Origin of the sequence: Nonomuraea sp. NPDC049725 (assembly GCF_040674795.1) — a bacterium.
In the GTDB taxonomy this organism is placed as follows: domain Bacteria; phylum Actinomycetota; class Actinomycetes; order Streptosporangiales; family Streptosporangiaceae; genus Nonomuraea; species Nonomuraea ceibae.
The window spans coordinates 156,268-174,512 of record NZ_JBFANJ010000005.1; the positions used below are offsets into that span (position 1 = coordinate 156,268).

At 73.0% G+C, this 18,245-nt stretch carries 21 protein-coding genes; 3 read left to right on the forward strand and 18 right to left on the reverse strand.

Features of this window, described 5'->3' with window-relative positions:
- Positions 1-280: 280 nt before the first annotated feature.
- From AB0J53_RS14930 to AB0J53_RS15000, 15 genes are all read right to left on the reverse strand, one after another.
- On the reverse strand, positions 281-865 hold the full coding sequence (locus AB0J53_RS14930) for a hypothetical protein (RefSeq protein WP_364172192.1): 585 nt from the start codon (positions 863-865) through the stop codon (positions 281-283).
- 125 nt (positions 866-990) lie between these two features.
- Positions 991-1,848 carry a hypothetical protein gene (locus AB0J53_RS14935; RefSeq protein WP_357590968.1) on the reverse strand — a complete coding sequence of 286 codons (858 nt, stop codon included), beginning with the start codon at positions 1,846-1,848 and terminating at the stop codon, positions 991-993.
- Positions 1,845-2,549 carry a VIT1/CCC1 transporter family protein gene (locus AB0J53_RS14940; protein ID WP_219502463.1) on the reverse strand — a complete coding sequence of 235 codons (705 nt, stop codon included), beginning with the start codon at positions 2,547-2,549 and terminating at the stop codon, positions 1,845-1,847. Before AB0J53_RS14940 ends, AB0J53_RS14935 begins: the two co-directional genes overlap by 4 nt.
- Entirely contained in the window at positions 2,546-3,574 is a 1,029-nt protein-coding gene (gene lgt, locus AB0J53_RS14945; protein WP_364172194.1) for a prolipoprotein diacylglyceryl transferase, read from the reverse strand. Before lgt ends, AB0J53_RS14940 begins: the two co-directional genes overlap by 4 nt.
- A 26-nt stretch (positions 3,575-3,600) precedes the next feature.
- Complete coding sequence (locus AB0J53_RS14950; RefSeq protein WP_219502461.1) at positions 3,601-4,353, reverse strand: thioredoxin domain-containing protein; 753 nt, start codon at positions 4,351-4,353, stop codon at positions 3,601-3,603.
- The gene (locus AB0J53_RS14955; RefSeq protein ID WP_219502457.1) at positions 4,340-4,831 is read right to left on the reverse strand and encodes a MauE/DoxX family redox-associated membrane protein; all 492 of its coding nucleotides are present in this window, start codon (positions 4,829-4,831) and stop codon (positions 4,340-4,342) included. The genes AB0J53_RS14950 and AB0J53_RS14955 overlap by 14 nt, the downstream gene beginning before the upstream one ends.
- Before the next feature lie 622 nt (positions 4,832-5,453).
- A complete protein-coding gene (gene trpA / locus AB0J53_RS14960) occupies positions 5,454-6,254 on the reverse strand; it encodes a tryptophan synthase subunit alpha (RefSeq protein ID WP_219502453.1) in 801 nt (266 codons plus the stop codon).
- 47 nt (positions 6,255-6,301) lie between these two features.
- A complete protein-coding gene (gene trpB, locus AB0J53_RS14965; RefSeq protein WP_364172918.1) occupies positions 6,302-7,507 on the reverse strand; it encodes a tryptophan synthase subunit beta in 1,206 nt (401 codons plus the stop codon).
- Positions 7,508-7,545: 38 nt separating this feature from the next.
- Positions 7,546-8,385 (reverse strand): indole-3-glycerol phosphate synthase TrpC, encoded by an 840-nt coding sequence (gene trpC / locus AB0J53_RS14970; RefSeq protein WP_219502450.1) that lies wholly within the window; start codon positions 8,383-8,385, stop codon positions 7,546-7,548.
- A gap of 121 nt (positions 8,386-8,506) precedes the next feature.
- Positions 8,507-8,938 (reverse strand): DUF2752 domain-containing protein, encoded by a 432-nt coding sequence (locus AB0J53_RS14975; RefSeq protein ID WP_219502447.1) that lies wholly within the window; start codon positions 8,936-8,938, stop codon positions 8,507-8,509.
- A gap of 2 nt (positions 8,939-8,940) precedes the next feature.
- Positions 8,941-9,486, reverse strand: a complete 546-nt coding sequence (locus AB0J53_RS14980; protein WP_219502445.1) for a CD225/dispanin family protein — start codon at positions 9,484-9,486, stop codon at positions 8,941-8,943.
- A 156-nt stretch (positions 9,487-9,642) separates the two neighbouring features.
- Positions 9,643-10,233: a DUF4190 domain-containing protein gene (locus AB0J53_RS14985; protein WP_364172198.1), complete on the reverse strand. Its 591-nt coding sequence runs from the start codon at positions 10,231-10,233 to the stop codon at positions 9,643-9,645.
- A gap of 62 nt (positions 10,234-10,295) precedes the next feature.
- Positions 10,296-10,967 (reverse strand): Trp biosynthesis-associated membrane protein, encoded by a 672-nt coding sequence (locus AB0J53_RS14990; protein ID WP_364172200.1) that lies wholly within the window; start codon positions 10,965-10,967, stop codon positions 10,296-10,298.
- Positions 10,967-11,323, reverse strand: coding sequence for a phosphoribosyl-AMP cyclohydrolase (gene hisI / locus AB0J53_RS14995; RefSeq protein ID WP_364172202.1), 357 nt, complete (start codon positions 11,321-11,323; stop codon positions 10,967-10,969). Before hisI ends, AB0J53_RS14990 begins: the two co-directional genes overlap by 1 nt.
- Positions 11,324-11,364: 41 nt before the next feature.
- Positions 11,365-11,700: an STAS domain-containing protein gene (locus tag AB0J53_RS15000; RefSeq protein WP_219502415.1), complete on the reverse strand. Its 336-nt coding sequence runs from the start codon at positions 11,698-11,700 to the stop codon at positions 11,365-11,367.
- Between the two features lie 150 nt (positions 11,701-11,850).
- On the opposite strand from AB0J53_RS15000, the gene AB0J53_RS15005 reads away from it, so the two are divergent.
- Complete coding sequence (locus AB0J53_RS15005; RefSeq protein ID WP_364172204.1) at positions 11,851-12,681, forward strand: MEDS domain-containing protein; 831 nt, start codon at positions 11,851-11,853, stop codon at positions 12,679-12,681.
- The gene (locus AB0J53_RS15010; RefSeq protein ID WP_364172206.1) at positions 12,674-13,060 is read left to right on the forward strand and encodes an ATP-binding protein; all 387 of its coding nucleotides are present in this window, start codon (positions 12,674-12,676) and stop codon (positions 13,058-13,060) included. Before AB0J53_RS15005 ends, AB0J53_RS15010 begins: the two co-directional genes overlap by 8 nt.
- Before the next feature lie 9 nt (positions 13,061-13,069).
- On the opposite strand, the gene AB0J53_RS15015 is transcribed toward AB0J53_RS15010, so the two are convergent.
- A complete protein-coding gene (locus AB0J53_RS15015) occupies positions 13,070-14,872 on the reverse strand; it encodes an ABC transporter ATP-binding protein (RefSeq protein ID WP_308125674.1) in 1,803 nt (600 codons plus the stop codon).
- Entirely contained in the window at positions 14,869-16,677 is a 1,809-nt protein-coding gene (locus tag AB0J53_RS15020; protein ID WP_364172920.1) for an ABC transporter ATP-binding protein, read from the reverse strand. Before AB0J53_RS15020 ends, AB0J53_RS15015 begins: the two co-directional genes overlap by 4 nt.
- Before the next feature lie 117 nt (positions 16,678-16,794).
- Between AB0J53_RS15020 and AB0J53_RS15025 the strand changes: the two genes are divergently transcribed.
- On the forward strand, positions 16,795-17,436 hold the full coding sequence (locus tag AB0J53_RS15025; RefSeq protein ID WP_364172208.1) for a TIGR03085 family metal-binding protein: 642 nt from the start codon (positions 16,795-16,797) through the stop codon (positions 17,434-17,436).
- Between the two features lie 11 nt (positions 17,437-17,447).
- Here AB0J53_RS15025 and AB0J53_RS15030 read toward each other — a convergent pair whose 3' ends face one another.
- Complete coding sequence (locus AB0J53_RS15030) at positions 17,448-18,080, reverse strand: MerR family transcriptional regulator (protein WP_364172923.1); 633 nt, start codon at positions 18,078-18,080, stop codon at positions 17,448-17,450.
- Between the last annotated feature and the right edge of the window lie 165 nt (positions 18,081-18,245).

Here is an 18,245-nt window from a genome sequence, read left to right on the forward strand (position 1 = left end):
CGCAGGGGCCGTGACGCCGGCGCAGGCCACAGACTGGCCCCGGTACGGGCGCCTGGAGGCCCCAGAGGCTCCTGCAAGGCCACGGGCCGCTACGGGCCCCACCCCCTCCCGCGCGCGTACCAGCCGGAGGCGGTGGCACCCGGAGGAACTTGCACCGCCGAGCGGGCCCCGGCTACTTGCGTGGCAGGCGCCTCCCCGCAGCGCGCCTGCCGAGAGCACGCTCATGGGGGCGCGCCTCCTATGGACGCAGAGGCCGTAAGGGCCACACGGGCCGGAAGGACTAAGTGGCGGCGAGGACGCGGGACTGGATGGCCTGGCCGAGGGAGTCGAGGGCGATGAGCGGCGGCACCAGGTCGGCGTCGGCCGTGCCCCGGGCTCCGACCCAGCTGACGGTCACGTAATGGCCCAGAGCGCGCACCTCGGCGCGGCTGCGCGCGGCGTCGAAGGGCACCGCCTGCCGGACGAACCCGTCGCGGCGCAGGGCCGTGACCATGGCGTCGGCCGCGCGCCCGTCCGGCAGGTTGAAGATGACGAACTGCCCGGCGACCGCCCCGCCCGTGTAGGTGGCCCGCAGCGCCTGCGTGCACCCGGACGCGGCGGCACCCCACAGCGCGTCGTCGCAGTCGGCCAGCTCCTCCACCTCGCCCCGGGCCAGCTCGCCGAGCGCCCCGGCGCGGAACAGCTCGCCCGTGGTGAGCGGCCCGGCGTCGTCGGCCCGGGAGTCGACCGGCGCGTACATGGCCGACGTCGGCGTCCCGTGGAAGGCGGCGGGCCGGGGCGCGTCGCGCCCGAGCCACAGCCAGGCCCCCGCCCCGAGCACCGCGACCCCGGCCACCACCAGCGCGATCACGACCCGCCCCGGCATCAGATCCCCCACCTCACGCCAACCCCCGTTCTCTCAAACCACACCATCGCCCCCGTACGCCCCATGCCACCACACAACCGCGTCCCGTCGCCATCCCCATGACGACGGGACCCGGTCGCCGTCTGTCACCCGCCGGGGCCGGTGATGGCGACCACGCGCCGGTAGAGGGCCTTCTCGGCGCCTCTCAGGGTGAGGGCGAGCGAGACGTAGTCGTCCTTGGGCGTGGGCTCGGCGCCGTCGGCGCGGCCGAGCCAGACGAGGCCGACGTAGTGGCCGAGGGCGTAGCCGCCCGCCTCGGTGTAGCCGCCGGCCGGGTAGGCGGCCTGGGTGCTCTCCAGCGGGATGGTCCAGCCGCCTCGGTAGAGCGTCTTCAGCGCCTCGACGAGCTCGCCGGCCGCCTCGCCGTCACGCAGGTTGAGCAGCGTGTACTGGCCGACGTAGCGGCCGTCGGCGGTGGTGTAGAGGCCGCGGGCGGCCTGGGTGCAGCCGGCGTCGGCCACGCGGGCGAGCAGGTCGGCGCCCCACAGCGCGGCCGAGCAGTCGGCGTCGACCTGGCTGGCGACGAGTTTGAGCGAGAGCTTCTTGCCGCCGGGGAGCGTCTTCTGGCCGAAGACCTCCTTGGCGGTGAGCGGCTTGGGGTCCTTGGCCCGGTCGGCGACCGGCTGGAACAGCTTGGGCGAGGCCCAGCCGTGGAACACCTGCGGCAGCGCCGTGTCGCGTTCGGGGACGGAGCCGCCGGTGCGCGCCGGGGGCGTGTAGGAGCCGAGGGAGGCGATGACGGCGACCAGCGCGGCGACGGCCACGAGGGCGGCGGCCACGGTCGCGATGACGGCCAGCGTCCGCTGCTGTTCGGGCCGGAGCCCCCATCGGGTCAGCAGCGAGAGCTCGAAGTCGGGCCGGGGAGCGCGGCCGGCGCGCGGTGTCTTGGGCGGGCGGGGGGCGGGCGCGGCGCGGCGCCTCTTGCGGGCCCTGGTCTCGGTCACAGCCCCGACGCCCCGATCAGGTTGCCGAGCCCGAACGTCAGCCCGGCCGCGACCACGCCGACGACGAGCTGGCGCAGCCCCGAGTACCACCAGCTCCGCGCGGTCACGGCGGACACGACGGCGCCCGCGGTGAACAGCGCCACGCACGACACGACGGCCGGCACCCACAGCTCGACCGCGCCGAACACGTACGGCAGCAGCGGCAGCGCCGCGCCCACGCTGAACGAGACGAACGACGAGACGGCGGCCAGGACGGGTGAGGGCAGCTTGCCGGGCTCGACGCCCAGCTCGTTGCGGGTATGGACCTCCAGCGCCCGGCGGGGGTCGCGGGAGAGCTGCCTGGCGACCTCGGTGGCCAGGGCGGGCTCGACGCCCTGGTCGGTGAAGGACTGGGCGAGCTCGGCCAGCTCGTCCTCCGGGTGGCGGGCCAGCTCGCGGGCCTCGACCTGGATCTCGGCCTGGGCGAGCTCCTTCTGGCTGGCGACGGAGACGTACTCGCCGCCCGCCATGGAGAACGCGCCCGCGGCCAGCCCGGCGACGCCCGCCAGGCCGATGACCTTGGTGTTGGCGGTGCCGCCCGCGACGCCGGCGATGAGCGCGAAGTTGGACACCAGGCCGTCCATCGCGCCGAACACCGACGGCCTGAGCCAGCCGCCGTTGACGTCGCGATGCTGGTGGTGGATCTCCGCGCGGTCGTTCATCGCGCGTTCTTCTCCTCCGCGACGTCGCGTGGGGCCGCGTCGGACCCGTCGGACCCGTCGGACTTCCCGTCGTCGGAAGTGTCGCCGGGGGTGTCGTCGGCCTGGTCGGCCTCGTGGGCGGGGTCGGCCGGGTCGTCCCCGCCGCCGTCGCCCGAAGCCGGTACGGCCTCCGCGTCGGCCGTCGCGTCGGCCTCCGGGGAGACGACGACCTCGTCGCCCGTCTTGTTACGGGTCACCCAGAAGTAGACGAGCGCGCCGATGAACAGCGCGAGCGCGGTGTACTGGTTGATCCGCAGCCCGAACAGCTCGACGGCGTGGTCGACCCCGCCCACCGGGTCGATGCGCAGCCCCTCGATCCAGAACCGCCCGAGCGTGTAACCCGCCACGTAGAGGGCGAACAGCCGCCCGTGGCGCAGCGTGAACCGCTTGCCCGCGTAGAGCAGGACGAAGCCGAGCACCAGGTTCCACAGCGACTCGTACAGGAACGTCGGGTGGTAGAGGACGCCGGGCTCGCCGCCGTGTGCCTGGTCGATCTCCAGGCCCCACGGCAGCGTGGTCGGCGAGCCGTACAGCTCCTGGTTGAACCAGTTGCCCCAGCGGCCGATGGCCTGGGCGAACGCGATGCCGGGGGCGACCGTGTCGGCCACCGCGCTCAGCGACAGACCGCGCCGGCGGCAGGCGATCCACACGCCGACGCCGCCGAGCGCGATCGCGCCCCAGATGCCGAGACCGCCCTCCCAGATGAACAGCGCCTGGTAGGGCTCCTTGATCGCGCGCTCGCCGAAGTAGGTCTGCCAGTCGGTGATGACGTGGTAGAGGCGGCCGCCGATCAGACCGAAGATCACCGCCGGGACGGCGATGTCGATGATCGTGCCCTTCTGGCCCCCGCGGTCGCGCCAGCGGCGCTCGCTGAGCCAGACGGCGACGATCACGCCGAGCACGATGCACAGGGCATAGGCCCGGATCGGGATGATTCCGAGATACCAGACCCCCTCGGCGGGGCTGGGAATCGAGGCTAGGGGCATGTCAGGTGAGGGTAGCGGACGTCAGGCTACTTGGCGGCCTCGGTGACCGTATCGCGCAGATCCTTGGGGGTGAAGACCACGCTGTTGTCGATCATCTGGCCGTCGACCTTGACCGTCGGAGTGCCTTCGAGGTTCTCCCGCTTGTTGATCTTGTCGCTGTAGTCGAGCTGCGCCTGGGCGTGCTTCTGCGACGTGACGCAGGTCTCGAAGCCGGGGTCGGTGACGCCCGCCTCCTTGCCCCATTCGATGAGCTGGTCGGTCTTGAAGCCCTCGACGGTCTCGCTCGGCTGGTTCTCGAACAGCAGGTCGTGGAAGGCCACCCACTGCTTGCCGTCGGGGACGCAGCGGGCCGCGGCCCCGGCGCGCACCGAGTTGCCCTTGGTGGGCTCCTGGCCGAAGATTGTGATCGGGTGGTAGACGACCTTGGCCAGGCCCTCGGCGGCCAGGTTCTTGAACGTCTGGCCGCTGACCCGCTCCAGCTCCTTGCACGCCGGGCACTGGAAGTCCTCGTAGATGTCGACGACCGGCTTGGTCACGCCGTCCTTGGCCATGATCACGCTGCCGTCGGCCTGGATGGTGACCGGCGCGAGATCGGCCCCGGCCTGCTCCGACTGGGACCTGCTCATCGTGTACCACATCCCGGCGCCGATGGCGGCGATGGCCACGGCGCCGGCCGTGACGTACGTGACGACCTTCTTGCGCTGCTCACGGGCACGCTCGGCGGCCTGCTGCTCCCGGATCTTCTCCCGCGCCGTCTTCGACCGCTCAGCCTTGCCCATCACTGTTCTCCTCATCGTCCAAGGGGTGCTCGGCACCCGCCAGCCCCAGCGGCCGGTCCAGCGCGAAGCGGCCCGGCGGGAAACGCACGACCCAGGCGCCCAGCAGCACGAGGCCGAAGTCGCGCACAATGTCGAGCAGGTAGGTCGGTTCCTGCCCGGCGCCGAGCTGGCCGCCGCCGCCGAAGCAGCCGCAGTCGATCCGCAGCCCGTTGGCCCACGCCCAGGCGATGCCGAACACGAACGCGAGCATGAGCAGCGCGGCCACGACGGCCGCCACCCTGGTCATGAGGCCCACGATCAGCAGCACCCCGACGACGACCTCCACGATCGGCAGGGCGTAGCCCACGGTCGTGACCAGCGGCTCGGGCAGCAACTCGTACGCTCTGACCGCCACCACCGAGTCGGCCGGGTTGCCGATCTTGAGCCCTCCGGCCGCGATCAGCACCCCGCCCAGGACCAGCCGGGCGACGGTCGTCACCCAGGGTATCGCCGATCTCGCGGTGTGTGACGCCTGTGACGCGTTCACGAGCCATCTCCTCTTTCTCCGTGCGGAAGGCGCACAGTACCGGGACCTATCCGATCACGCTCGGGATAAGGGTCGGCTAAGTGCCGCTGTCCCGCGGTTCACCTGCGGCGAAACCCCGATTCCGCTGGGCGCGGAACTCGCTCTGCGGCTGCCCCGCGCGCCGGGTGAACAGCCGCGTGAAGCAGGCGGCGTCGTCGTCGCCGAGCCGCGCGGGCCGACGGCAGCCACCGGCAGGTCGGTGCCCCGGCGAGCAGGCCCTTGGCCCGGTTGAGCCGGATCGACAGCAGATGGTCCTCAGGGCTGCCCCCGACCGGCCGCCGGACGGCCCGGCGCAGGACAGCCCGGCGCAGGTCGGCGCGCGGCATGCCGGGGCGTCTGGCGTGCTCGGCGACGGAGACGGAGACGGGCAGGCAGGCGTCGCGGGCCGGCACGCACGGGCGATGCGGCCGATCGTGCGGGCGGCCGGCTCGGCGGTGGTGAGCGGCGTGACCGGGCCGGGCGGCGTCGACGCACCCGAGGTCCTGGCAGGCGGTCGCGGCGAAGGCGGCGAACCGCCAGGCGGGCGCTGCGGTGGTCAGACGCGGGAGCGGACGCCCTCGGCCATCGACCGGGCCAGCTCGCCGATCGAGGCGAGACCGGCGGCCTCGTCGGGGGCGTCGAGGATGCGGCGGATGAACGCCGAGCCCACGATGACGCCGTCGGCGTAGCCGGCGACCTGCGCCGCCTGGGCGCCGGTGCCGACGCCGAGACCGACGCAGACCGGCAGGTCGGTGTGCTCGCGGGTGCGCTTGACCAGGTCCTCGGCCGCCACGTTGACCGTCTCCCTGGCGCCCGTGACGCCCATCAGCGAGGCTGCGTAGACGAAGCCGGTGCAGCAGGCGGCGACGGCCTTGATGCGCTCCTCGGTGGAGCTGGGCGCCACCAGGAACACCGTGTCGATTCCCGCCTCGGCAGAGGCGGTGCGCCACGGCTCCGACTCCTCCGGCGTGAGGTCGGGGGTGATCGTGCCGGTGCCGCCCGCCGAGGCGAGGTCGCGGGCGAAGCGGTCGGCGCCGTAGCGGTCGATCGGGTTCCAGTAGGTCATGACGAGCGTGGCCGCGCCGGTGGCCGCCACGCCCTCGACCGTGCGCAGGACGTCGGCGATGCGGGTGCCGTTGAGCAGCGAACGGTGCACGGCGTCCTGGATGGTGGGCCCGTCCATGAGCGGGTCGGAGTAGGGCAGGCCGATCTCGATGACGTCGCACCCGGCCTCGACCAGGGCCGCGGCGGCGGCGACGGCGCCGTCCTTGGTCGGGAAGCCCGCCGGCAGGTAGCCGATGAGCGCGGCCCGGTTGTCCGCCTTCGCCTTGGCGAACACCGTCTGGAGAGTCGTCATTGATGGTCCCGTTCTCAGGTCGTCGAGCCCCGCCCCGCTGCGGGTCGTCAGAGGTTGAAGTACTTCATGGCCGTGCCCATGTCCTTGTCGCCGCGGCCGGAGAGGTTGACCAGGATGGTCGCCTCCGGGCCGAGCTCGCGGCCGAGCTCCAGCGCGCCGGCGAGCGCGTGGGAGGACTCGATGGCCGGGATGATGCCCTCGGTGCGGGCCAGCAGCGAGAAGGCGGCCATCGCCTGGTCGTCGGTGACGCCGTGGTAGGTGGCGCGGCCGCTGTCCTTGAGCCAGGCGTGCTCGGGGCCGACGCCCGGATAGTCGAGGCCGGCCGAGATCGAGTGGGACTCGATGGTCTGGCCCTCGTCGTCCTGCAGCACGTACGTGCGCGAGCCGTGCAGCACGCCGACCGAGCCGGCGGTGAGGGTGAGCGCGTGCTCGCCACTCTCCAGCCCGTGGCCGGCCGCCTCGTAGCCGTGGAGCTGGACGTCCTGGTCGCCGATGAAGGCGTGGAAGATGCCGATGGCGTTGCTGCCGCCGCCGACGGCCGCGCAGACCGCCGTGGGCAGCGCGCCGGTCAGCTCCAGCATCTGGCGGCGGGCCTCGACGCCGATGATGCGGGCGAAGTCGCGGACGATCTCCGGGAACGGGTGCGGCCCGGCGACGGTGCCGAACAGGTAGTGGGTGGTGTCGACGTTGGTCACCCAGTCGCGGAACGCCTCGTTGATGGCGTCCTTCAGCGTCTGGGAGCCGTTGGTCACCGGCACGACCTTGGCGCCGAGCAGCTTCATCCGCGCGACGTTGAGCGCCTGGCGCTCGCAGTCGACGGCGCCCATGTAGATGACGCACTCCAGGCCGAGCAGCGCGGCGGCGGTGGCGGTGGCGACGCCGTGCTGACCGGCGCCGGTCTCGGCGATCACCCGCTTCTTGCCCAGCCGCTTGGTCAGCAGCGCCTGGCCCAGCACGTTGTTGATCTTGTGCGCGCCGGTGTGGGTGAGGTCCTCACGCTTGAGCACGACCCGCGCCCCGCCGGCCTGCTCGCTGAAGCGCGGCACGTCGGTCAGCGTGGTCGGCCGTCCCGCGTACGTGCGCAGCAGGTGGTCGAACTCGCTCAGGAACTGCGCGTCGTTCTTGGCCTTGGCGTAGACGGCGGCGACCTCGTCGAGCGCCGGGATGAGCGCCTCGGGCACGTAGCGCCCGCCGAAGATGCCGAACTTGCCGTGCACGTCCGGGTCGTCGCCGTGGACGCCGTTGCCCGCCAGGTCGGCGGCCGTGAGGATGGAGCCTTCGTTTGCCACTGCTATCCCTCTGCTCCGTGGTCGGGGCGGGTCGCGGGGTGGGCGCCGGCGGTCACCAGCGCCTCCACGGCCCTGCGCGGATCCTTGCCGGTGACCAGGCTCTCCCCCACCAGCACGGCGTCGGCGCCCGACCTGGCGTAGGCGAGCAGGTCGTGCGGACCCCGCACTCCCGACTCAGCGATCTTGATCACATTATCGGGGATCTTCGGCGCCAGCTTCGCGAAGACATCCCGGTCGACCTCGAGTGTCTTCAGATTGCGGGCGTTGACCCCGATGACGCGGGCGCCGGCCGCGACCGCGCGGTCGAGCTCCTCCTCGGTGTGCACCTCGACGAGCGGCGTGAGCCCGATGGACTCGGCGCGCTCGATCAGCGACACCAGCGCGGGCTGCTCCAGGCAGACGACCATCAGCAGAGCCAGGTCGGCGCCGTGCGCCCGCGCCTCCCACAGCTGGTAGGAGGTGAGGATGAAGTCCTTGCGCAGGATGGGGATGTCGACGCGGGCCCGCACGGCGGCCAGGTCGTCCAGGCTGCCGCCGAACTTGCGCCGCTCGGTGAGCACGCTGATCACGTGCGCGCCGCCGGCCTCGTAGTCGGCCGCGAGCGCGGCCGGGTCGGCGATGGCGGCGAGCGCGCCCTTGGACGGGCTGGAGCGCTTCACCTCGGCGATCACCGAGACGCGGTCGCCGCCGAGCGCGGCGAGCGCGTCACGCGACGCGGGGGCCCGCTCGGCCCGCTGCTTGAGCTCGTCAAGCGGCACGGCCTGCTGACGTGTGGCGAGGTCGGCGCGCACCCCGTCGAGGATGTCGTCGAGGACACTCGGTCCTTCGGTCCGCTCACTCACGCGCTTGGGGTCCCTCCGGTCGGCAGTGGGGGTGGAGGCCGGGAGTTCGCTTCGCGTCCGCTCCCTGCCTTGTCTTGCGATGGTATCGGCCCGGCGGGCCCACATCGTCACAGGGCTCGCCTTACGGCGCCAGGAACGCCCCGAACGGAAGGTTGCGGACCACCCAGTAGACCAGCACGACCGCCAGGAACGCCCACAGCCAGGCGGGATGCGCCAGCGTGGTGCGTCTCGGCCTGCCCTGCCAGGAGCGCACCAGCCACCGCCCCCACCAGAACAGCAGGAACGGCACCATGGCCAGCGCGAGCGGGTTGAGCCCCGCCGCCGCCACCGGGTCGAGGTGCGCCAGCGCGTGGATCGTGCGCAGCGTCCCGCATCCCGGGCAGTACAGGCCGGTCGCCCACAGGAACGGGCAGGTCGGATAGTGCCCCGGTTCGTTGGGGTCGATCAGGCCCACGACGCCGAACACGGCTCCCGCCGCGGCCGCCACGCCGAGCGGCGCGAGCACCGACCTGAGCCGGTCGGTGCCGCGCCGCTCGATGTTCGCGTCAGGCATGGTCATCCGTAGTAGCTGCTGCTGGTGCTGGCAACGAGGACGACGAAGAACAGGACGTACGCCACCACGATGAGCACCTCGGCGATGAGGCCGAAGATCAGCGCGCGCTTCCACCACGTCTTGGCCTCCTCGGAGGCCTCCACCGCACCCTGGTAGTCGCCCGCCGCCCACTTCTGGTTGACCTGCGACGACTTGACGATCGAGACGATGCCGAGCGGGAGGCAGCAGAAGATGGTGGTCAGGATGGCCGCCACCAGGTGGTTGTCCGGCGGCGTCTGCGGCGCGCCGTAACCGCCCGCGCCGTAGCCGCCACCGCTCGGGGGCTGCTGGCCGTAACCGCCGTAGCCGCCGCTGGGCGGCTGCTGGCCGTAACCGCCACCGCTCGGCGGCTGCTGGCCGTAACCGCCACCGCTCGGCGGCTGCTGGCCATAGCCGCCGCCGCTGGGGGGCTGCTGGCCATAGCCGCCGCCGCTCGGCGGCTGCTGACCGTAGCCGCCGCCCGGGGGCTGGGCGCCGTAACCGCCTTCGCCCTGATTTCCGTAACTCATCCTTAGAACTCCTCATGTCGTCATGTTCGCGGCGACTTGCGCGCGGCAGCCTAGCGACAAACCATCGGCGACATGCAACAACGTTCACCTTGCGGACAACTTGTAATCTGCCTGCATTCGTGGCGTTACCGCAAGTTATTCCAGGTCAGGCGGTCGTCAACTGGTGTAGGTGGCGGTCGAGGCGATCCCGAGGAACGCCAGCCAGATCCCGCCGAAGAAGATCCACAGGATCAGCCACAGCACGATCGTGATGTAGGAGGTGATCAGGCCGGCCACCGCCATGCCCTGGCCCTGCTCACCGGTGCGCTTGATGCGCGCCATCGCGATGTGGCCGACGATGGCGCCCGGGATGCTCGTCAGGCCGCAGAAGAGCAGGCCCACGATGCCGAGCACCAGCGACGTGACCGCCATCCCGTTCGTCGGCCGCGGCGCGTACGGCGGCGGGTAGCCCGGGCCGGGCGGCGGCTGCTGGCCGTAGCCGTACGAGCCGCTCGGGGGCTGCTGACCATAGCTGTACGGGCCGCCGCTGGGCGGCTGCTGACCGTATCCGCCGCTGTAGGGCTGCTGGCCGTACCCGCCCCCGCTGGGCGGCTGCTGACCGTAGCCGCCGCCGCTCGGCGGCTGCTGGCCATAACCGCCTCCGCTCGGCGGCTGCTGGCCGTATCCGCCCCCGGTGGGGGGCTGCTGACCGTAACCACCGCCGGGCGGCTGAGCTCCGTAGCCGCTGCCCTGGTCCCCGTAGCTCATCCGTCCGACTCCTCGTGTGGTCGCCCCGCGGCGACGAATCCGACCATCAAACGAACGCAAACCTAGCGCGATTCGGTCGGATCGTCTCCACGGTCGAGCGCATCCCACAGAGCTCTGTCGCCGTCGGCAGCACGGGGCGCGCGGGCCGGGTCGCGCTCGTAGCGGGCGGACATCCCGGCCCACCGGCCGCCGCGCACCACGACGGCCAGCCCGCCGGCGAGCACCAGCGCGGCGCCCAGCCCGCACAGCGCCGGCCACACCACCACGTCGTCCCACGTCAGCCCGGCCGTCCCGGCGAGCACGTTGCGCTGCCGCAGCCAGTCCACCACCCCGTCGGCGCCCGTGGCCGCCCACGTCGCGGCGCCGGCGGCCAGCCCGCACAGCGCGAGCAGCGCGCCCATCAGGCGGCGGCCTGCCCCCTTCGTGGCCAGCACCGCCACCACCCCGGCCAGCCCGGCCAGCGCGAGCGGCGTCAACGCCGGCCCCAGGTCCCCGCCGGTCGGCGCCACGAGCTCCGCCGCCGCCCCGGCCTCCCGCACCCCCGCGGCCCACGGGCGGCTGGCGGCCAGCAGCACCAGCAGGCACCCGCCCGCCGCCACGGCCAGCCACACCCACCGCTCCCGCCCGGCGCCATCGCCCGCAGGGGACTCCACCGGCGCGCCCGGTCCCTCAGGGGACGGCGAGCTCGTGGGGGCGGAGGGGCGGTCCGGGGTGGGGTGGTCGGGGGTGGGCATCAGGTCGCCTGGGGCTCGGCGACGGGGAGGGGGGCGGCGTCGAAGCAGGTGCGGTCGCCCGTGTGGCAGGCGGCGCCGACCTGGTCGACCTGGAGCAGCACGGTGTCGCCGTCGCAGTCGAGGGCGGCGGACCTGACGTGCTGGACGTGGCCGGAGGTGTCGCCCTTGACCCAGTAGGCGGCGCGGCTGCGGGACCAGTAGGTGGCCCTGCCGGTGGTCAGGGTGCGGTGCAGCGCCTCGTCGTCCATCCAGGCGAGCATGAGCACCTCGCCGGTGTCGTACTGCTGGACGATCGCGGGCACCAGCCCGTCGCCGTTGCGCTTGAGCCGCGCGGCGATGGTGGGGTCAAGGGACATGCCCTCATTCAACCAGGCGTCCGGCGCGGTCCCGGCGGCGGTCAGGCGAGGGCCTGCGACAGCGTGTCGTAGATGGGGAACAGCGGCGCCAGGTTGGTGCGGCGCAGCCGGCGCAGCACCTGGCCGTCGGGGGCGACGAGCGCCATGGTGCCGTCGCGGTCGCGCAGGCTGGCGAGCTGGCGCACGAGGACGCCGAGCCCGGTGGTGTCGATGAAGGTGAGCTTGCTGAGGTCGACGACGAGGCGCGGCCCGTGGGTCCGGACGGCCTGGTCGAGGCATTCGCGCACCTCGGTCACGTTGTCGGCGTCGACCTCTCCGGCGAGGCTGACGACCACCATCTCGCCGTGCCGCCGACGGGTCATCTGCAGAATGTCCAACGCCATGCTCCTCACGCCCCGCCGTAAGGCGGCCCGCGACGAAGGTACACCTTACAGCGCGCCGTCACGGTGCGTTTTACACAGAACGCGGTACGTGATGACACTCCGGAGAGTAGTTTCGGGGCGACCTACGGTAGGGGGTGCGCCATCGTGTCACCGGGCTCCGTTCTCGATCCCGAGCTGGGCGATCATGTGTGCCTGCCGTTGCGCGGTGAGGGCGAGCGGCGGGCGGCGGCCCGGCTGTTCACGCTCAACGGGCTGCGCCGCCGGGCGAAGGTGCTGCTGATCACGCACGCCGACTCGCCGGGGCTGACGCGGGAGTGGCTGGAGCCGATGGTGCCGGGGTTCGCGGCGGCGGAGTCGTCGGGGCGGATCGAGATCCTGGACGGGGCGGGCACGCACTTCACCGACGGGCGGCTCGATCCGGGCAAGGCGCTGGGCGGGCTGGCGGCGGCGGTGGAGCTGGCGGGCAAGCAGGGCTGCCGGGGGCTCTACGCGCTGGTGGACGCGTCGTGGGGGGCCTGCGACCCGCCGGGGCAGGTGGCGCTGGAGTCGGCGGCCAACGCGCTGTTCGGTCGGCATCGGATGGCTCTGGTGTGCCAGTACGACCGGCGGGTGTTCACGCGGGAGGCGGTGGAGCGGGCGGCTTCGGCGCATCCGATCACGCCGGGGCAGGCGGCGCTGCGTTATGCGGCGCCGGGCGGGGCGGCGGCGCTGCGGCTGTGGGGCGACGTCGATCTGACGAACCGGCAGGCGTTCGCGTCGGTGCTGGAGCCGTTGCGGGAGGAGCCGGGTGAGGTGGTGATCGACGCGGCGGGGCTGGCGTTCGCCGACGCGGGCTCGGCGCAGCTTCTGGTGGCGATGGCGGTGCGCAGGCCGCCGGGGCGGACGGTGGTGGTGTGCGGGGCGCGGCTGGCCAGGCTGCTGCAGCTCATCAAGGGGGACGAGGTCGTCACCGTCCGCCGGGTCGGCGATGTGTAGACAGGTGCTGTGCGCCTCGTTCGCCCGGGGGCGCATCACGGCGCTGCGCCGCACGCTGGCCGAGCGGGTGGCGGGTGAGGGGCTGGGCGGGCGCCGCCTGGAGGACTTCGTGGTGGCGGTCAACGAGGTGATCACGAACGCGGTGCTGCACGGCGGGGGCGGCGGGACGGTCCGCGTGTGGTGGCAGCACGGGCGGCTGTGGTGCGAGGTGGCCGACGAGGGGCCGGGCATGGGCCGCTGGAGCAGCGCCCTGCCGCCGCCGTCGGGGTTCGAGGCGGGCGGCAGGGGGCTGTGGCTGGTGCGGCTGCTGTGCGAGCACGTGACGATCGTGTCGGGGCCGGTCGGCACGACGGTGACCTTCAGCGTCGCGCGGGGGTGAGCCCGCGGGTCAGGAGCGGGCGGCCGACACCCAGGAGGCGTGCAGGTCGGCGTAGACGCCGGGTTCGGTCACGAGCTCGGCGTGCGGGCCGCGCTGGACGAGCCGGCCGCCGTCGAACACGAACACCTCGTCGGCGTTCTCGGCCGTCGAGAGGCGGTGCGCGATCGACACGGCGGTGCGGCCGCGCGTGACGCCTTCGAGTGCGCGGGCGAGCCGCACCTCGGTGGCGGGGTCGACGGCGGAGGTGGCCTCGTCGAGCAGCAGCAGGTCGGGGTCGGCCAGGTAGGCGCGGGCCAGCGCGACGAGCTGCCGCTCCCCCGCCGACAGCGACTCGCCGCGCTGCCCGACGGGCGTGTCGAGGCCGGCGGGCAGGCCGTCGAGCCAGTCGGCCAGGCCCAGCTCCGTCAGCGCGAGCAGGATCTCCTCGCGGGTGGCGTCCGGCTTGCCGTACCGGATGTTGTCCTCCAGCGTGCCGTCGAACAGGAACCCGTCCTGCGGGACCATCACGATCCGCTCGCGCAGCGAGGAGAAGCGGATGTCGCGCAGGTCGTGGCCGTCGACGGTGACGCGCCCGCCGACGGGGTCCATGAGCCGGGTGAGGAGCTTGGCGAACGTGGTCTTGCCGGAGCCGGTCTCGCCGACGACGGCGACGCGCGAGCGCGGCGGGATCTCCACCGACAGCTCGCGCAGCACGGGCGGGCCGCCGGGGTAGGCGAAGTGGACGTCCTCGAAGGCGACGGAGATGGGGCCTCGCGGCAGCTCGACGCCGTTCTCGCCGGGGTCGGCGACGTCGGCGGGGGTGTCGATGACGCCGAGGATGCGCCGCCAGCCGGCGACGGCGTTCTGCGCCTCGTTGAGCACCTCGGTGGCGGTCTGCATGGGTGAGACGAACAGCGTGATGAGGAACAGGAACGCGATCAGCCGCCCCTGCGTGATGTCGCCGGACAGGCCGAGCCGGACGCCGAGCAGCACGATGCCGGCGATGGCCAGGGCGGCGACGATCTCGGTCAGCGGGAAGACGAAGCCGACGATGGTCTGCGCCTTGACCTGGGCGGCGCGGTTGGCGTTCACGGCCTTGTCGATGCGCTCGGCGGTGCGCCGCTCGGTGGCGTACGCCCGGATGACGGCCGCGCCGACGACGGACTCGCTGACGGCGGCGAGCATGTCGCCGGTGCGCTCGCGGACGGTGGTGTACGCGCGCGACAGCCAGCGCTGGAAGCGCGGCAGGGCGATCATCAGCGGGACGAAGCACAGCCACACGAGCAGGGTGAGCTGCCAGGAGTAGACGAGCATGAGCACGCTGGCGACCAGGAGCTGGCCGAGCGCGACGATGATCATCAGCCCGCCCCACTGCATGAACGTGCTGATCTGGTCGATGTCGTTGGTGACGCGGGAGACGAGCGCGCCGCGCCGCTCGGTGTTCTGGGTGAGCACCGACAGGTCGTGGACGTGGCGGAAGCCGCGCACCCGCAGCGTCGCCAGGGACGCCTCGGTGGCCTTGTAGAGGCGGACGTTCATGATGTACGCGGCCAGCGCGGTCAGCAGCACGGCGGCGGCGCACAGGGCGACGGTCCGGTAGATGTAGGGCAGGTCGGGGACGCCGTCCTTGAGCCCGGTGTCGATCGTCTGCTGGACGGCGATCGGCACGATGATCTTGCCGATGGTGGCGACGACGGCGAGGGCGAGCGTGACCGCCAGCCCCTGGCGGAACTCGGGGGTGAGCGAGAGCCCCCGGCGGATGGTCGCCCAGGCCGAGCTGTCGGCGTTCGCGCCGATGCCCTGGCGCACGTTCTCGGCGGTCTCGGCGGTCACGCGCTGACCCCTTCCTCTTCGGCGTCGGTGCCGAGTTGAGTGCTGCCGTCGAGGTCGAGGGCGGCCCGTTCGGCCTCCTCGCGCTCGTAGGCCGTCACCAGGTTGCGGTAGCCCTCGCACCGCTTGATCAGTTCGTCGTGGGTGCCGCGGTCGGCGACGCGGCCGTGGTCCAGGAAGACGACCTCGTCGGCGAGGGCGATGGTGGCCATCCGGTAGGCGACGACCACGACGGTCGAGGCCTGTGCCCGGTCCCGGAGCCCGTACAGGATCTTGGCCTCGACCTGCGGGTCCACGCTGGAGGTGGCGTCGTCGAGGATGAGCAGGCGGGGGCGGCGGACGACGGCGCGGGCCAGCGCGAGGCGCTGGCGCTGGCCACCGGACAGGGAGGCGCCGCGCTCGCCGACGCGGGTGTCGAGCCCGTCGCCGAGGCGGGTGACGAAGCCGTCGGCCTGGGCGACGCGCAGCGCGCCCCACACCTCGTCGTCGTCGAGGGGCAGGTCGAGCGCGATGTTGCCGCGTACGGAGTCGTCGAACAGGAACGTCTGCTGCGGCACCAGCGCGACCGACTCGGCGAGCTTGCCGTACGCGAGGTCGCGCAGGTCGACGCCGTCGAGCGCGACGCGGCCCGAGTCGGGGTCGACGAGGCGGACGAGCAGCTGGACGAGCGTGGACTTGCCGGAGCCGGTGGGGCCGACGAGCGCGACGGTGCGCCCGGCGGGCACGTCGAAGGTGACGTCGTGCAGCACCTCGGCGTCGCCGTAGGAGTAGGAGACGCCGGAGACGGCCAGGGCGGCGGGCTCGTCGCGGTCGGCGGCGGCCTGGCCGTAGTCCATCGAGCCCTCGGCGTCGAGCACGGCCTGGACGCGGGTCCAGCCGACGACGCTGCGCGGCAGTTCGGCCAGCACCCAGCCGAGCGCCCGGATCGGGAACGACAGCAGCGTGAACAGGTAAGCGACCTGGACGAGTTGCCCGGCCTCGATGGAGCCGGTGGACAGCCGCAGCGCGCCGACGGCCAGGACGGCGAGCACGCCGAGCGTGGGCAGCGCCTCCAGCAGCGGGTCGAACAGGCCGCGCACCTTGCCGACGGCGATGTTGGCGTCGCGCAGCTCGTGGGCGCGGCGGCGGAAGCGGTCGGTCTCCAGGTCCTCGCGGCCGAGCGTCTTGACGACGAGGGCGCCGTCGAAGCTCTCGTGCGCGATCTCGCTGACCTCGGCGCGCAGCTGCTGGGCCCGGGTGGCGAGCGGGCTGAGCCTGCGCTGGTAGACGAGGTTGAGCACGGCGATGGCCGGGAAGATGAGGAAGCCGACCAGGGCGAGCACGAGATCGGTGAGCAGCATGCCGACGGCCGCGGTGAGCAGCATGACGACGACGCCGACGGCCATCGGCAGCGGCGCGAGCGGCGCCCAGGCGGCCTCGGCGTCGGCGCTGGCGTTGGACAGCAGCTGGCCGGTGGGGTGGCGGTGGTGCCAGGCGAGCGGCAGCCGCAGATACTGCTTGGTGACGTCGCGGCGGGAGCGGGCCTGCATCCGGTACTGGATGACGCCGGCCAGGATGCGCCGCCCGGCCACGCCGATGGACTTGAGCAGGGCGGTGCCGAGGATGAGCAGCACGCCGGTCCACATCGCGCCCGCCGCGGTCTCGCCGGCGGTGAACGCGGGCATCACGACGTGCTCGGTGGCCCACCCGAGTGCCCATGCCGAGGCGACGGTCATGCCGCCGTAGAGCGCGCTCGCCACGACCGCGGCGGCGAACATCGCCTTCTCCGTACGAATGGCCACCCCAAGGACACGCAGCCCTTGACGCATGACGGCCGAGGTGACCTTGTTCGCCACTCCTGAAGCTTCCCTTCACTGCCCGCTATAGCTACGTAAGTCAGTATCACGTCTGATCATCCCGTTATTCCCCTGGCGTAAGGTTGGCATGTGACTCATGCTCGTGACGAACGCGCGGCGCTCTGCGATCTGTTCGACCGGCTCGGCCCCGGCGCCCCCACGCTCTGCGCGGGATGGGACTCCTACGACCTGGCCGCCCACCTGGTGTTGCGCGAGCGCAGGCTCGACGCGCTGCCGGGCATCGCGATCCGGGCGCTGTCGGGCCGCACGGCCTCGGTGCAGCAGTCGCTGAAGGACCGCCACCCCTTCCCCGAGCTCGTCGCCCTCGTCCGCAGGCCCGGCGGCGTCTACGGGCTGGTGCCCTTCCTCGACTCGGCCGTCAACACGCTGGAGTACTTCGTCCACCACGAGGACGTGCGCCGCGCCCAGCCCTCCTGGGAGCCGCGCGAGCTGCCCGCGGACTTCGACGACCACATCTGGAAGCGGCTGTCGGCCATGGCCAAGCTGATGCTGCGCCGCGCCCCCGTGGGCGTGGTGCTGCACCGGCGCGGCTCCGGCGGGGCGCGCTCGGTGCTGCTCGGCGGCGCGGGCGAGGGCCCCAAGGTCGAGGTGACGGGTGACGCGGGCGAGCTGCTGCTGTTCTGCTTCGGCCGCCAGGCGCACGCCAGGGTCGACCTGACCGGCGACCCGGGCGCCGTCGAGCGGCTGCGCAGCGCCCGCCTGGGCGTCTAGTCCGCGTATGCCTAGCTCTGGTACGTGTCCTCCGCCAGGCGGGCCTGGGCGAGCCTGCGCAGGGCGGCGATGAGCGTGTCGCCGAGCAGGGTGCCGAGCGCCACGACCTCGACCGCCCGCTCCCGGTCGGTCACGTCCCCCAGGATGCGCACGTCGGCCGAGGCCGCCGCCTCGGCCGCCTCGGCGTAGTCGTCCAGCCCGTCGAGCACGTCGTCGAGCCCCAGCTCCAGGAGGCTCGCCAGGACGCCGGTGAGCGTGGCCGCCGACGGATGATCCGCCAGGCCGTCCCAGCCCTTCCTGGCCAGCAGGGCGGCCACCTGGTCCCGTGCCCGCTCCGCCGCGGCGCCGGAGCCCGGGGCGGGGCCGGGCTCCTCGGGCGCGGCCACGGCGGGCTGCGCCTCGGCCAGCAGCTCGCCCGCGCTCACGCCCGGGTCGTCGAGGTGGCGCACCAGCCCGGCGATCGCGGCGATGCTCAGCCCGCCGTAGTCGGCCAGCGCCCGCACCAGCTTCAGCCGCCGCACGTGCGCGGGCCCGTACTCGGCCTGGTTGCGGGCCAGCGGCCGGCCGGGCGGCAGCAGCCCCTCCCTCAGGTAGTACTTGATCGTCGGCACCGGCACCCCGGTGGCGGCGCTCAGACCGGCCATGCGCACGCTCGCGGCTCCCTTCTCGCGGATTGCGGAAAGTCTAGCCATTGGAGAGTGTCGCTATCCATCTAGGGTCTGTCGCTCCCGTCACATCACCGAACCACCGGCCCGTATGGCGCCCCCGCCACGCCCGCAGGCCGTACGATGACACAGGAAACAAGCCCC